We start from the raw sequence: 13,680 nt of genomic DNA on the forward strand, positions 1-13,680 counted from the left end.
CTCTTTCGCACCGCCGTTCTCCCTGGAACGGCCCCTTTCCGGTCACCGTCGCGCACGACCTGAGCCCGGCGCGGGCCGCACCAGGCGCCGTGCCGCCCTATCCCGCCCACCAGCACGCCGACACCCTCCGAACCGGGTAACACAAGGTCGCCGCATCGCCGGCGAGCATTGAGCGAATCCGGCGAGGATGGTCCAGTCGCGCCTCACGGCATTTTCCAGCCTCGCCTGTCTTCAGAAAGGTCCGATTGCCTTCAAGCTTGGGGATCAAGATGAGATTCTGTGTCCTGGGGACTCTGAGAGTACTCGACAGCGGCCGGGATGTGACACCTACTGCGCCAAAACTCCGGCAGGTGCTCACCTTTCTTCTGCTCCGGCGCAACAACATCGTGCAAACCACCGAGCTCATCGACGAACTATGGGGAGAGAATCCGCCCAGCAGCGCTCTCTCCACTTTACAGACTTACATCTACAAGCTGCGGAAAATTCTCTCCAACGACAAGGTCGACTCGTTAGAGGAGATTCTGCAGACTCAGTCGTGGGGATACATGCTGATGGTCGACCAGGACGAGCTCGACCTGAACCAGTTCGAGCGGCTGCTCGGCGACGGCGTTGCGGCGCTGAAGCGGAATGAGACGGAGAAGGCCGCCAGGAGCCTGGCCGAGGCCCTGTCGCTGTGGCGCGGCCTGGCGCTGGCCGACGTGGCCGCGGGAAACCTGCTGTCGGCGTACGTGGCCTCCCTCGAGGAGAGCCGGTTGCGCGCGCTGGAGCTGCGCCTCGAGAGCGACCTGCGGCTCGGCCGACATCGCGAGGTCGTCGGCGAGCTCAAGCACATGGTCTCTGTGCATCCGCTCCACGAGGCCTTCTACACGCAGCTGATGAACGCCCTGCACCGCTCCGGCCGCCGCTGGGAAGCCCTGGAGGTCTACCAGCGGTTGCGGGCAACGCTGGTGGAGGAGGTCGGCATCGAGCCGTCCGCGGACACGCAGCGGCTGCACCAGTCGCTGCTGGCGGAGGAGACCACCGCGCGCCCGGCCAAGGTGGTGCCGGCGACCGACCCGGGCTACCGGATCGCGGCCGCCACCGACAGGCCCAGAAACTACAGCAGGGCGCTCCCGCCGGCCCAGCTCCCTCCGGACATCTGGGACTTCACCGGCCGCCAGTCCAGCATCAACGAGCTGGTCGCGGCGGCCACCATGACGGAGCCCGCCACCACCACGCCGCCGACCGTGCTGATCGCGGGGATGCCGGGCGTGGGTAAGACCGCCCTCGCGGTGCACCTCGCACACCTGACCAAGCAACATTTCCCCGATGGGCAGTTCTTCTGCACGCTGCGCGGGAGCGACGGCAAGCCCGCGGACCCCGGCCAGGTGCTGTACAACTGGCTGATCGCGACCGACATGTACGCCAAGAAGCTGCCCAGCAGCACCGAGGAGCGATCGAATCTGTTCAGGAGCTGGTGCTCGGCGCATCGGGTGCTGCTCGTCCTCGACGACGCCGCCTCGGGCCCCCAGATCGCTCCGCTTCTCCCGGGCAGCGAGCACTGCACGACGATCATCACCAGCCGGTCCGGGCTGTACGGGTTCTCCTGCAGGAAGCGCGTCGACCTGAGCCCGCTGTCCGTGGAGGAGGGTGTGCGCCTGCTGGGCGCGGTGGCGGGCAGGCAGCGCGTCGAGCGGGAGCGGAACGACGCCGAGAGCGTGGTGCGCTTCTGCGAGGGCCTGCCGCTGGCGGTGCGCGCGGCCGGCGCGCGGCTCACCGCGTCGCCGACCCTGCCCCTGCGGACGTTAGCCGCCCGGCTGGCCAACCCCCAGTTACGCCTCAAAGAGCTGAACTCCACCGACTTCAACATCTACAACAGCTTCGACCTCAACTACCAGGAGCTCGATCCGCGGGAGCGCACTGCTCTGTGGATGCTCTACCTGCGGCGCAACGCGCGGTTCAACCTGAAGAGCGCCGCGGAGGCGGTCGGCTGCGACATCGACTCCGCCGAGACGATCCTGACCCGGCTGGTCTCGGCCCACTTCCTGCGCATCGTGGGCTACAACGGCGCGCGGGACGGGGTGGCGTACGCCATCAACGAATTGGCCCACCTCTACGCCGAGAAGAAGCTGGAGAACGAGCTGGCCGCTAAGGGCTGCACCACGACGGCCGAGGTGTGCCTGGCCGCCGACGGGCCGGCGGCGATCGACGCGGCCGCCGGGCCAGGCCGCCCGCGCTGACCCGGCCGCTTTCTCGCGGAGATTCACTCGAACAACTGAAGAGGGCGAAGGGACCGCGAAAAATCGGGCACCTTAAGGTTTTCTCGTGAAATTTTTTTGCACCACAGCGCGGCCGACCAGTATCAATCGCCGACCCGCCGGTACGTATACCAAACGCCCGGTACACCCAGACGGTGTACCGGGCGCGACCGGCCCTTTGTGCGGAATGCCGCCTCACGAACGCGCGGCGGAGGGTCGACCGGCGAATTCCTCGGCCACGGCGCAGACGTACCGGCCGTAGTCGGACGGCGCGAGCAGTTCGCCCAGCCGGTGGCATTCGTCGGCCCGGATGAAGCCCATCCGCAGGGCGACCTCCTCGATGCACGCGATCCGCACGCCCTGCCTGGTCTCCAGCGCGTTGACGTACTGCGCGGCCTGCAACAGAGACGCCGGGGTGCCCGCGTCCAGCCATGCGCACCCGCGGCCCAGATCCACCAGGCGCGCCTTGCCACGTTCCATGTAGTCGCGGTTGACGTCGGTGATCTCCAGCTCTCCACGGTCCGACGGCGCCAGGTTCTTGGCGATGTCGAGCACCTCGTTGTCGTAGAGGTAGAGGCCGACGATCGCGCGGTTGGACCGGGGGCTGGCCGGTTTCTCCTCGATGGAGATCAGCCTGCCTTCGCCATCGGTCTCGCCGACGCCGTACCGCTCGGGGTCGGTCACCGGGTAGCCGAACAGCACGCATCCGTCGATGTCTCTGGCGTTCTCCTGCAGGATGTCGTCGAACCTGTGCCCGTGGAAGACATTGTCGCCGAGCACCAGCGCCACGGAGTCGTCGCCGACGTGGTCGGCGCCGATGATGAACGCGTCGGCCAGCCCGCGCGGCTCGGCCTGTCTGGCGTAGCTCAGGCGCAGCCCCAGCTGTGCCCCGTCGCCGAGCAGCCGCTGGATCTGCGGAAGATCCAGCGGTGTGGAGATGATGAGGATGTCCCTGATGCCGGCCAGCATCAGGGCCGACAGCGGATAGTAGATCAGCGGTTTGTCATTCACCGGGAGCAGCTGCTTGGAGACCGCGAGCGTGATGGGGTGCAGGCGGGTGCCCCGCCCGCCGGCCAGGATGATCCCCTTCATGTCCGCGCGGCCTCCGCCAGCAGGTCCACCTGGTCCGGGTCGCCGGAGCAGGGAAAGAAGATGAGCTCGTCGCAGCCCGCGGACTCGTACTCCTTCAGCGTCCGCTGGAGCTCGCTCGCGGTCGTCACGGTCTGGGCCGCCGCGCGGTCGGCGTACGGGCCCGCCTGCGCGTAGTAGAGGCGCATGTGCGTGCGGGCCCGCTCAGCTCCGTCCGTGCCGAGCGAGAAGTAGGCCAGCGCCACCATGCGCGGCCGATCCGTCCGGCCCTCGGCCGCCCAGGCGGCCCGGGCCCGGGCCGCCAGCTCCGCGTAGGGGACCGACGACGAGCCGCCGGCGATCCACCCCTGCCCCAGGCGGGCGGCCCGGCGCAGGGCCGCGTCCGTGTGGCCGCCCACCCAGATGGGCGGACCGCCCGCGGCGGCCGGGCGCGGGCCGATGCGGCCGGGCGGCGCCCAGATCTCGCGCAGCTCCGCCACCAGGGCGTCCAGCCGCCGGCCCCGCTGCCGGTACGGCTGCCCGGCGGCCTCGAAGTCGTCGGCGCGGCCCCCGGCGGCCACCCCGACCGCCAGCCGGCCACCCGAGAGCTCGTCCACGGTGGCCAGCTGCTTGGCCAGCACCGCGGCGCCGCCCCGGTACGCGGCGATCAGGATCGTCGTGGCAAGCCTGATGCGCCGTGTCACCGCGGCGGCGGCCGCGAGCGTGACGACGGGCTCCTGGTTACCGGCCACCAGGCGGTCGAGCACGCCGAGCGAGGACAGGCCGCAGGCGTCGGCCCGCCGCGCCCATTCAAGCACGGTCGCGCCGTCCACCCCGCGCACCGTCGTCGGCAGACCGACTCCGACGTTCACGCGTCAGCTCTCCTTCCTCGCCACGACGAGCGTGTCGTGTTCGCCCAGCGGCTGGGCCGACTCGAAGGTGAACCCCGCCTCCTCGATCCACTCGCGGCACTCCGCGACCAGGTACTCGGAGCCGCCGTCGGTCGTGAGCAGCATGTCCAGGCTGATCACAAGGTTCTCGGCGTCGACGGGCTCGTCGGCCAGCATCCGGTCGTAGACGATCAGCGCGCCGCCGGGGTTGACCGCCTGGAACGCCTTCTCGATCAGCGTGCGCCGCTCGGCGGGGGCCCAGTTGTGCAGCACGTGCCCGATGGTCAGCACGTCCGCCTCGGGGAGCGGGTCGGCGAAGAAGTCTCCCGCGTGGAACGTGGCCCGATCGGCCACCACGAGCCGCTCCGCGTGCTGGTGGAATGCCTTCTCCATCGGCGGCAGGTCGAAGACGTGCACGGACAGGTGCGGATGCTCCTGCGCGATACGGCCCGCGAGGTTGCCCCGGGCGCCGCCGATGTCGGCGTAGGACTTGACGGCGCTCCAGTCGAAGGCACGTGCGATCAGCGGTGCCAGCATGGTGCTGAGCGTGTCCATCATGCCGAGGTAGCTGCTCAGCCGGTCGGGGTCCGACAACATCTCGCGGAAGGCATTCGTCACGCGGGGCTTGCCCGTGGACAGCGCCCTGGTCAGGTCGCCCCACGCCGGGTACAGGACCCGGTCGGAGCGCTCCAGGAAGCCGCCGACGTATGCCGGCTTGCCGGGGTCGAGGTACTGCCCCGCCGCGGGCGTGTTGGAGTAGCGCCCCTCCTCGCGCATCAGGAGCCCGAGCGCGACCAGGGTGTCGAAGAAGTCCCGGGAGGCGCGGGGGTGCAGACGCAGCCGCTCCTCGAGCTGCGGGCCGGTGAGCGGCTGCTCGGCGAGCACGGCGAACAGCCGCAGCTCCAGAGCGCTGAGCATCACCTTGGCCGTGCAGAAGGCGGTCTTTCCCAGCTGGATCAGCTCGGCGGGGGTGGTGATCTTCGGGGGCTGCGCGGTCATCTGGCGGCTCCGTTCTTGGGTGGCTGGGTCTCGCCGAGCCGCCGCTTCGGCAGCTCGCTGATCACCGCCGCGTCCTGGTCGCCCAGACCGGCGGCGACCGCGTCGGCCATGAGGTCGCCCGCGCTCTCGGTCAGCGGAAGGAAGATCCCGCGGGCCATGGCGTCGTTCGCGGCGAGGCGAAGGTCCTTCTCCATCAGGCGGGTCTTGAAGGCCGCGGGCTCGTAGCAGCGCTCGCGCATGAACGCGGCGCGGAAGGCCAGGACCGGTGAGCTGAAGCCGCTGTTGGCGATCACGTCGATCAGCAGATCGCGGTCGAGCCCGGCGCTCACTCCGTACGAGACCGCCTCGGCGAAGCCCACGGTCTGCACCCCGAGCAGGAGGTTGAAGGCCAGCTTCATGGTGCTGGCCGTACCGGCGGAGCCCAGGTAGCGGATCTCCTGCCCGAGCACGCTCAGCAACGCGCCGACGGCCTCCACGTCGTCATGCTCGCCCGCGGTGAAGATGCGCAGGTTCCCGCCGCGCGCCATGACCGGGTTGCCCAGAACGCACGCCTCGACGCGGGCGACCCCCAGTCCGGACAGCCGCGTGGCAGCCATGCGCGCGTACAGCGGTGAGGTGGTGGTGGTGTCCACCACCACCGTGCCCTTCCTGAGCTCCGGCAGCATGGTGTCGAACAGCACCTGCTCGACGGCCGACTCGTCGCTCAGGCTGAGCAGGATGATCGGCGCCTCGGCCGCGGCCTGCGGGGTGGTGATCGCCCGAGCACCCGCCTCGACGAGCGAGGCGGCCTTGACGGGGGTGCGGTTGTAGACGGAGACGGGATGACTGGCCGCCAGCAGCCGGTGCCCCATGCCCGCGCCCATCGCACCGGTCCCGATGAGCGCGACGTGTGGCAGGCTCATGGCGTCCGGGCCTCGGTCAGCAGGCTGTCGGCGGACAGCTGCGAGATGCAGCGCATGGTCGCGTTCCTGAAGTACTGCCCGAACCCCTCGGGCGTGCTGGTGTCGCGGGTCTCGGCGAGGTACGGTGCCAGCTTCGCCTCCAGCGCATGCACGCCCTTGTGCCGCGCCATGTTACTGGCCACGTGAATCAGGTCGCCCTCGTAGTGGATGACCCGGATCATCACCTCGTCCTTGATGAACACCGCCGTGCCCAGCAGACGGCCGGCCGCCTTGCCCTCGTCGTCGACGAGCGCGGGCGTGGACACCCGCTGGAATCCGGCGAAGATCTCGGCGATCTCGTCCTCGTGGCCGGGCTTGACCCGGTAGGTGATGGCTGCGTACGGCATCAGATTCCTCCATCGACGTTCAGAGTCGTTCCCGTGATGTACCGGGACAGATCGCTGGCGAAGAACAGCACGGCGCCGGCCACGTCGTCAGGCGTGCCCAGCCGGCCCAGCGCGGTCATCCCGGCCAGGCGCTCCCTCAGGTGGGGCGGCGGGCCCTGGCCCTCCCCCTTGTCGATCACGCCGGGGGCGATCGTGTTGAGCCGGATGCCCCGGGGGCCGAGTTCCTTGGCCAGCGATTTGGTCAGCCCGATCAGAGCGGCCTTGGAGGCGGTGTAGTGGGCCGTCGCGGGGCGTCCGCGCAGCGCGGCCGAGGCGCCGACGTAGATCACGGACCCGCCCTCGGTCAGCAGGGGCAGCGTCGCCTGGGTGACCAGGAAGCAGGCGGTGAGGTTGGTGTCGAGGACGCGGTTCCACTCCTCGGGCGACAGCTCGTCCACCGGTGCCTCGCCGGCCACGCCGACGTTGTTGACCACGACGTCGAGCCCGCCGAGCGCGTCCTCGCAGCAGCCGACCAGCCGTTCCACGTCGTCCTGCGCGGTCACGTCCGCGCGGACCACGTGGTGCTGATCGCCCAGCTCCTTCAGTTCCCGGGAGAGGTCGTCGGCGGCGGCGCCGGCGCTGCTGTGGCAGGCCACCACCTTGGCGCCGCCGCGGGCGAGCGCAAGCACGGTCGTCCTTCCCAGCCCTCGCGTCCCGCCCGTGACGAGGACGCGCTTGCCGGATATCGCCAGGTCCATCATTCCTCCGTTTGGTTCCGAGCCGTGTTCAGGCCAGCGCGACGGCCGCCGCGTTGACGACCAGCGCCACCACGGCGAGTACAGTCCGCAGCAGGTGCCACCTGCGCCACACCGGGCGCGGGTCCGCCCAGTCCTCCGGGATCGCCGCCGGATCGAGCACCTTGACCCTCCGGTTGATGGGCACGTTGCACAGGTGCGAGACCACCGAGACGCCCACCATCAGCACGGTGGCGACCGCGAACAGCGAGCGCGGCCCGTCCGCCGGCGTCACGACGGCGAGCAGCACGTCCACCAGCGCGGTGGTCAGCACGATCAACGGCATCGTGGGGTCGTAGTTGCGCCCCAGCAGCTTGTGGGTCTGCACGTAGCGGTCGGGAGGCAGGGCGCGCAGCGTCGGCACGACGCTCAGCGCGACGCAGAACAGCACTCCCGCTGTGAGGCCGCTGCCCAGCACCGCCACGGTGCCCATCAGCTCCGGCATGCCTAGCTCATCTCCCCCTCCGCGTACGCCACGGTCCTGCCGCTGTAGGCGGCGTGGACCGTGTAGATCCCGAAGGACGCGCCCCGCGAGCGGTCCTGCAGGGGACGCAGCGGGGCGGTCGTCGAGCGGTGCGACTCCCCCTCCTCCCAGGCGCGGAAGGCGTCCAGGTCACGCCACTCGCTCAACACCAGGAAGCCGTCGGAATCGTGCAGCGAGCGCAGCAGTTCGTTGCCGAGCAGCCCGGGCGTGCCAGCCAGGCGCCGGCTGATCTGGTGGTAGGCGTCTTCCACGGCCTGCGCCCCGGCACCGACGGCGGTGACGAAGACGAGGACGCGCACCCGGTCGCTCATCGCCGGTGCGCCGTCTCGCGCGACATGTCGTAGACCACGTTCATGGTGGTCATCGAGCCGCCCGACCGGTACGGGTGCAGCTTGGTGCGGTGCTCCAGGTGGCGCTCGCTCTTCTCGAACTCCCTGAAGCACGGCTCGTCGACCCAGTCGCTGACGATGTAGTAGACGCCCGTCTCCTCCGTGCTCTTGGACAGCCACTGGCCGCGGTTGGCCGGATGCTGGGTGACCGCGTCGCCGACCTGGTACCAGGTCTTCTCGAACTCCTCCTCCATGCCCGGCCTGATCTGCATGCGCAGCATCACGCGGAAGATGGGGGCGTCGCTGCCGGCCGTCATGTCAGATGCCTCCGTCCACGTGGATCGTCTCGCCGCACACGAAGCTCGACAGGTCGCTGGCCAGGAAGAGCACCACGTTGGCGATCTCCTCCGAGGTCCCGAGCCGGCCGAGCGCGATCAGGTTCTGGTAGCGCTCGCGGACCGGGGCGGGGATGTCCATCTCGGTCTCCACCGGGCCGGGCGCGACGACGTTGACGCGGATCCCCTTGGGGCCCAGCTCCTTGGCCAGCGATCGCGTCAGCCCGATCAAGCCGGCCTTGGCGGCGGTGTAGTGGGCGCGCAGCGGCACCCCGACGGTGGCCACCCGCGAGCCGACGTTGATGATGGAGGCGCCCTCGCCGAGCAGCGGCAGTGCCTTGCCGACGACGAACGCGGCGCCCGTGAGGTTGGTGTCGAGCACCTGCCGCCACTCCTCGACCGTCAGCTCCGCGAACGGGATATGGCTGATCGCGCCCGCGTTGTTGACGACGACGTCGAGCGAGCCGAATCGGGACCGGCACTCCTCGACGAGCCGCTCGATCTCCTCCGGCTTCCCTACGTCAGCCTTGATCACGTGGTGTTGGTCGCCGAGCTCCTTCAGCTCCCGGGCGAGCTGGTCGGCCGCCTCGCCCTCCTGCCGGTAGCAGGTGATGACGTCGGCGCCGGCCTGGGCCAGGGCGAGCACGATCGCCCGCCCGATGCCGCGGGTGCCGCCCGTGACGATCGCCTTCTTACCGGCGAGTCGCAATTCCATGGGTCGTCCCTTCACGTTCAGATGAGGGTGGTCGCGGCCCCGGCGTTCACGCCGAACGCGACCAGGGCCAGGACCGTGCGGATGAGGTTCCAGCTGCGCCAGCGCATCCGCGGGTCCCGCCGCTCCCAGTCGGCAGGGCGGACGTCGGGATCGAGCGAGGTCACGTACCGGTTGATCGGCACGTTCTTGATGATCGAGATCGCCATCACGACGAGCAGCAGCCCGGCCGCGACCGCGAACAGCGTCCGGGACGCGACCGTTGGCGCCACAAAGATCAGCACGAGGTCGAGCACGCACGTGAGCGCGTTGACGATCGGCATGAACGGGTCGTAACGGGCCCACAGGAAACGGGTCGCGACGACGTACTTGTCGTATGGCTGGACCAGCATCCAGGGCACGACCCCGATGACGGTCGAGAGCATGATGCCGGCCGCAAGGCCGTTGCCGAACAGCGCCAGCGGCACCAGGACCAGGACCACCACGTCATGCCGGAGCCGACGCCGCCCGGGCGGCGCTCTCGACTCGTTCCTTGATGCGGCGCATCTGCACGACCGTGTTGCGGTTGATGCGATCGGTCATGCCCGCGTCGTTGACGGGGGCCTCGGGCTTCATGTGGAAGTCCTGGATCCAGCGCATGCGCACACCGTCCCGGGTGTCGGTGTAGTCCCACCGGATCTTCATGTACTCGAACGGCCCCGTCTCCACCCGCTGGGCGCGGGCGGTGCCGGCCTGCCGGTCGATGACCCGCTCGGAGACCCAGCTCCAGACCTTGCCGTTCTCGTCGGGGTGCATCGTCAGCCGGAAGCGCACCAGGTCGCCTTCGCGGTGCAGGATCTCCACCGAGGCGTACTCGCTGAACAGCTCCGGCCACGACTCCACGTCGTTGGTCATCTCCCAGACGAGGTCGAACGGGGCGGCGATGAAGATCTCGTTGTCCGTGTGACCTGCCATCACGTCACTCCTAAGCAGCCGACAGGCGGTGGTTGACGAAGTCGAGCGTCTGGCGGGGCGTCTGCAGCTTGTCCATGGCGTCGTCGGACGTCTCGACGCCGTAGTCGCGCTCGATGCGGGCCTCGATCTCCAGGACCGCCAGCGAGTCCAGGCCCAGGTCCTTGAACGACACATCGAGGATGTCGGCGTCCGGGTCGGCCGACCCGCCGCACTCGCGCATGATCCGCTTCAACTCGTCCAACTGGAGCTCTGTCTTGTCCACGTGTTCCTCCTTCAGTGCGGATGTGTGGCCTCAGCCGCCCACGGCCCGGACCACAAGGGCGGCGTTGAACCCGCCATGACCGCGGGCCACCACCAGGGCGGTCCTGACCCTGCTCTCCCTGGGGGCGTCCAGGACGAGGTCGATGTCGCAACCGAGGGCGAGCCGGGTGACGTTGGTGGTCGGGGGGATGATCGAGTGGTGCACGGCCAGCAGCGCCGCCGCCAGGTCGAGCGCCGCGCCACCGGCGTACAGGCGGCCCGTCATGGTCTTGGGGGCCGTCACCGGCACGCCGTTCGGCCCGAAGACCGCGGCCAGCACCCGGGCCTCCAGCAGGTCTGCCTCGGGGACGCCCTTCGCGTCGGCGAAGACCACGTCCACCTCGCCGGAGGCGATCCCCGCGTCGGCGAGCGCGCCCTCGATGGCCCGGCGCAGCCCCGGCGGCCGGCCGGAGCCGGGCGCCGGGTCGAAGGTGGCCGCGTAGCCGGCGATCTCGCCGTAGATCCGCTCGGCGCCGCGCGCCCTGGCGCTCCTCTCGTCCTCCATGACGAGGATCGCGCCGCCCTCCCCCGGTACGTAGCCGCACGCGGCCACGTCGAAGGGCAGGTAGGCGCGGGCGGGGTCGGCGCGCCGGCTCAGCATCCCGGTGGGCAACTGGGTGACCAGCCCGTACGGGCTGAGCGAGGCGTCGGTGCCGCCGGTCAGCACCATGCCGGTCCCCTGGCGCAGCGCCCGCCGGGCCTGCGCGACGGTGTCGAGCCCGCCCGCCTGCTCGGTGGCGATCACCCCGCATGGGCCGCGCATGCCGTACCGGATGGAGATCTGGCCCGTGGACGCGGCGTAGAACCAGGCGATGGACTGGTACGCGCCCACATGGCGGGGGCCGTTGCGCCACAACGCCTGGATCTCGCGCTGCCCGAACTCGTTGCCCCCCGAGGAGTTGGCCGTCATCACGGCCATCGCGTATTCAGGGTGCCGGGCCGGGTCGATCCCGGCGTCGGCGAGCGCCATCTCAGAGGCCGCCAGCGCCAGGTGGGTCATGAGGTCGGTCTGCACGGTGATCTTGGTGGGCAGGTAGTCGTCCGCGGCGAAGTCGCCGACCTCTCCGGCCAGTGTCACGGGGTACGGCTCCGGGTCGAACCGGCTGATGCGCCCGATCCCGCTCCGGCCCGCGAGAGTGGCGGACCAGAACGCCTCGGTGCCGAGGCCGTTGGGGGCGGCCGTCCCGATGCCGGTGACGACGTACCTGGTGGTCGGGGCCCTCACGCGGTCACCTCCCCGGGTGCGCGAGCACCATCGCGGTCTGGAAGCCGCCGAAGCCGCTGCCCACGGTCAGCACGCCGTCCAGGACCTGCTCCCTGGCCGTCAGCGGCACGTAGTCCAGGTCGCACTCCGGGTCGGGGTTGTGCAGGTTCGCCGTGGGCGGGACGACCTGGTGCTCGATCGCCAGCGCGCAGGCGGCGACCTCGATGGAGCCGATGGCGCCCAGCGAGTGGCCGACCATCGACTTGATCGAGCTCACGGGCACCTCGTAGGCGCGCTGACCGAGGCTGCGCTTGAACGCGGCCGTCTCGTGCCGGTCGTTCTGCTTGGTGCCGGAGCCGTGCGCGTTGATGTAGTCGATGTCCGCGGGGTCGAAGCGGGCCTGGTCCAGCGCGGCCCGGATCGCCTCGGCCATCTCCCGGCCGTCGGGCTTGAGCCCGGTCATGTGGAAGGCGTTGCTGCGGGCGGCGAAGCCGACCACCTCGCTGTAGATATGGGCGCCCCGGCGGATGGCCAGGTCGCGGTCTTCGAGCACCATCACGGCGGCGCCCTCGCCCAGCACGAAGCCGTTGCGGCTGGCGTCGAAGGGGCGCGCGGCGTGCTCGGGGTCGTCGTTCCTGGGTGTCGTGGCCCTGATCGCGTCGAAGCACGCCACGGTGATCGGGGAGATGGGGGCGTCGGTCGCGCCCACCACGGCCACGTCGGCGGAGCCCTCCTGGATGAGCTGGTAGCCGTGCCCGACGGCGTCCAGCCCGGAGGTGCAGCCGGTCGAGGTCAGCGAGACGGGCCCCTCGGCCCCGCACGCCCAGGCCACCTCGACGGCCAGCGTGCTGGGCACCAGGTAGTCGTACAGGTGCGGGATCGCGTACGAGTGGTCCACCTCCCAGCGACTGCCGCCGTTGCTGGCCACGACGTACTCCTGCTCGAGGCTGATCGTGTTGCCCACGGCACTGCCCAGGCTGACCGCCAGGCGCTCCGGCGGCACGGCATCCTGGCCGAGCCCGCTGTCCTCCCACGCCTCCCGCGCGGAGATCACCGCGAGCTGCGCGGCACGGTCCATCCGGCGGACCTCCTGCGCCGACAGTCCCTCCGCACGCGGGTCGAAGTCGCACTCGGCGGCGACGCGCGAGCGGAACCCGGTCGGATCGAAGAGCGAGATCGTCCGGGTCGCCGTGCGGCCGGCCGTGAGCAGCTCCCAGAAGGCCTTGGTCCCGATGCCTCCCGGGGTGGCCGTCCCGATGCCGGTGATGACGACCCGTCGCCCGCCGGTCACGGCCCCACCTCCGCGGACCCGTCTGGGTACGGCTCGGTGTCGACGTGGCCGAGCTCCGGCCGCGGCGCCAGCGGGCACATGTGGAAGACCGCGAACGCCTCGCCGTCGCCGCGGTTCATCACCCGGTGCCGGGCGTTCTTGGGGATCACCATGCCTTCGCCGGCGGCGAGCTCCAGCTCCTGCTCGCCGTCGATCCGCACCACCATCGTCCCGCGGGACACATAGAGGAACTCCTCCGAGTACGGGTGGTAATGCTCCGAGACGTACTCGCCGGGCCGCAGGGTGAGCATCCCCATGAACCCCGAGCTGGTCCGCGTGGTCCTCGGGCTGAGCAGCACGCGGATCTCGCCGCCGCGGCGCCTGTTCACCGGCGTCTCGTCGAGGCTGACCTTCGTCAGGAGGACCTTGTCCGTCGGGCTCGCCTCCGAGGGCGCGACACCGGTGTCAGACACGTCGGCCACCTTGTCCTCTCTCCCATTCGTAGAACGGGCTGGCCATCGCGTCGCGCGGGCCACGCCAGCTGGGGTCGTAGGGCAGCACGTACGGGGCCAGCCTGTCGCTGACATCCCGGAACAGGCGGTGTTGCCGCACGTCGTCCACGCGCGATGCGACGTCGGTCTCCGCCTCGGCCAGATGGAAGTACAAGTCGTGGAAGCGAAAGAGCGTGCGACGGGTGACGCCGAACAGCCCTGGCAGTTCCGTGGCGTCGGAGTCGGCGAAAATGTCCGCCACCGTGTCGGCGTTACCAGGGTCCATCCTGGCAACGATCAAGGTACGGCGCATGTGCGTCTCCTTTCAGCCCAGCGCGTTGGCGCG

The 13,680-nt window shown here is 70.2% G+C and carries 18 protein-coding genes; 1 reads left to right on the forward strand and 17 read right to left on the reverse strand.

The annotated features are described in order from the left end of the window. Positions 1-269 precede the first annotated feature (269 nt). A complete protein-coding gene (locus ACFLIM_RS25580) occupies positions 270-2,219 on the forward strand; it encodes an AfsR/SARP family transcriptional regulator (protein ID WP_393169543.1) in 1,950 nt (649 codons plus the stop codon). Positions 2,220-2,432: 213 nt separating this feature from the next. Here ACFLIM_RS25580 and rfbA read toward each other — a convergent pair whose 3' ends face one another. Genes rfbA through ACFLIM_RS25665 form a run of 17 tightly spaced genes read right to left on the reverse strand, consistent with a single transcriptional unit; the run spans position 2,433 to position 13,647 of the window. After that, positions 2,433-3,329 (reverse strand): glucose-1-phosphate thymidylyltransferase RfbA, encoded by an 897-nt coding sequence (gene rfbA / locus ACFLIM_RS25585; protein ID WP_393169545.1) that lies wholly within the window; start codon positions 3,327-3,329, stop codon positions 2,433-2,435. Then, positions 3,326-4,177: an LLM class flavin-dependent oxidoreductase gene (locus tag ACFLIM_RS25590; protein ID WP_393169547.1), complete on the reverse strand. Its 852-nt coding sequence runs from the start codon at positions 4,175-4,177 to the stop codon at positions 3,326-3,328. Before ACFLIM_RS25590 ends, rfbA begins: the two co-directional genes overlap by 4 nt. A gap of 3 nt (positions 4,178-4,180) precedes the next feature. Further along, complete coding sequence (locus ACFLIM_RS25595; RefSeq protein WP_393169549.1) at positions 4,181-5,194, reverse strand: methyltransferase; 1,014 nt, start codon at positions 5,192-5,194, stop codon at positions 4,181-4,183. Continuing rightward, positions 5,191-6,096 carry an NAD(P)-dependent oxidoreductase gene (locus tag ACFLIM_RS25600; protein WP_393169551.1) on the reverse strand — a complete coding sequence of 302 codons (906 nt, stop codon included), beginning with the start codon at positions 6,094-6,096 and terminating at the stop codon, positions 5,191-5,193. The genes ACFLIM_RS25595 and ACFLIM_RS25600 overlap by 4 nt, the downstream gene beginning before the upstream one ends. Beyond that, positions 6,093-6,482 carry a SchA/CurD-like domain-containing protein gene (locus ACFLIM_RS25605; RefSeq protein ID WP_393169553.1) on the reverse strand — a complete coding sequence of 130 codons (390 nt, stop codon included), beginning with the start codon at positions 6,480-6,482 and terminating at the stop codon, positions 6,093-6,095. Before ACFLIM_RS25605 ends, ACFLIM_RS25600 begins: the two co-directional genes overlap by 4 nt. After that, complete coding sequence (locus tag ACFLIM_RS25610) at positions 6,482-7,222, reverse strand: SDR family NAD(P)-dependent oxidoreductase (RefSeq protein ID WP_393169555.1); 741 nt, start codon at positions 7,220-7,222, stop codon at positions 6,482-6,484. Before ACFLIM_RS25610 ends, ACFLIM_RS25605 begins: the two co-directional genes overlap by 1 nt. Before the next feature lie 25 nt (positions 7,223-7,247). Then, a complete protein-coding gene (locus tag ACFLIM_RS25615; protein ID WP_393169556.1) occupies positions 7,248-7,700 on the reverse strand; it encodes an anthrone oxygenase family protein in 453 nt (150 codons plus the stop codon). A 2-nt stretch (positions 7,701-7,702) separates the two neighbouring features. After that, a complete protein-coding gene (locus ACFLIM_RS25620) occupies positions 7,703-8,050 on the reverse strand; it encodes an antibiotic biosynthesis monooxygenase family protein (RefSeq protein ID WP_393169558.1) in 348 nt (115 codons plus the stop codon). Further along, positions 8,047-8,385 (reverse strand): antibiotic biosynthesis monooxygenase family protein, encoded by a 339-nt coding sequence (locus ACFLIM_RS25625; RefSeq protein ID WP_393169560.1) that lies wholly within the window; start codon positions 8,383-8,385, stop codon positions 8,047-8,049. The genes ACFLIM_RS25620 and ACFLIM_RS25625 overlap by 4 nt, the downstream gene beginning before the upstream one ends. 1 nt (position 8,386) lies before the next feature. After that, positions 8,387-9,118 (reverse strand): SDR family NAD(P)-dependent oxidoreductase, encoded by a 732-nt coding sequence (locus ACFLIM_RS25630; protein ID WP_393169562.1) that lies wholly within the window; start codon positions 9,116-9,118, stop codon positions 8,387-8,389. A 17-nt stretch (positions 9,119-9,135) separates the two neighbouring features. Beyond that, the gene (locus ACFLIM_RS25635) at positions 9,136-9,600 is read right to left on the reverse strand and encodes an anthrone oxygenase family protein (protein WP_393169564.1); all 465 of its coding nucleotides are present in this window, start codon (positions 9,598-9,600) and stop codon (positions 9,136-9,138) included. Position 9,601: 1 nt separating this feature from the next. After that, on the reverse strand, positions 9,602-10,069 hold the full coding sequence (locus ACFLIM_RS25640) for an SRPBCC family protein (protein WP_393169566.1): 468 nt from the start codon (positions 10,067-10,069) through the stop codon (positions 9,602-9,604). Between the two features lie 10 nt (positions 10,070-10,079). Further along, positions 10,080-10,331: an acyl carrier protein gene (locus ACFLIM_RS25645; RefSeq protein WP_393169568.1), complete on the reverse strand. Its 252-nt coding sequence runs from the start codon at positions 10,329-10,331 to the stop codon at positions 10,080-10,082. Between the two features lie 30 nt (positions 10,332-10,361). Beyond that, a complete protein-coding gene (locus ACFLIM_RS25650; protein WP_393169570.1) occupies positions 10,362-11,594 on the reverse strand; it encodes a ketosynthase chain-length factor in 1,233 nt (410 codons plus the stop codon). Between the two features lie 4 nt (positions 11,595-11,598). Beyond that, a complete protein-coding gene (locus ACFLIM_RS25655) occupies positions 11,599-12,864 on the reverse strand; it encodes a beta-ketoacyl-[acyl-carrier-protein] synthase family protein (RefSeq protein ID WP_393169572.1) in 1,266 nt (421 codons plus the stop codon). After that, the gene (locus ACFLIM_RS25660; RefSeq protein ID WP_393169574.1) at positions 12,861-13,316 is read right to left on the reverse strand and encodes a cupin domain-containing protein; all 456 of its coding nucleotides are present in this window, start codon (positions 13,314-13,316) and stop codon (positions 12,861-12,863) included. Before ACFLIM_RS25660 ends, ACFLIM_RS25655 begins: the two co-directional genes overlap by 4 nt. Beyond that, positions 13,309-13,647 (reverse strand): TcmI family type II polyketide cyclase, encoded by a 339-nt coding sequence (locus ACFLIM_RS25665; RefSeq protein WP_393169576.1) that lies wholly within the window; start codon positions 13,645-13,647, stop codon positions 13,309-13,311. Before ACFLIM_RS25665 ends, ACFLIM_RS25660 begins: the two co-directional genes overlap by 8 nt. Positions 13,648-13,680: the final 33 nt, after the last annotated feature.

It is taken from the genome of Nonomuraea marmarensis (assembly GCF_043197025.1).
GTDB lineage: Bacteria > Actinomycetota > Actinomycetes > Streptosporangiales > Streptosporangiaceae > Nonomuraea > Nonomuraea marmarensis.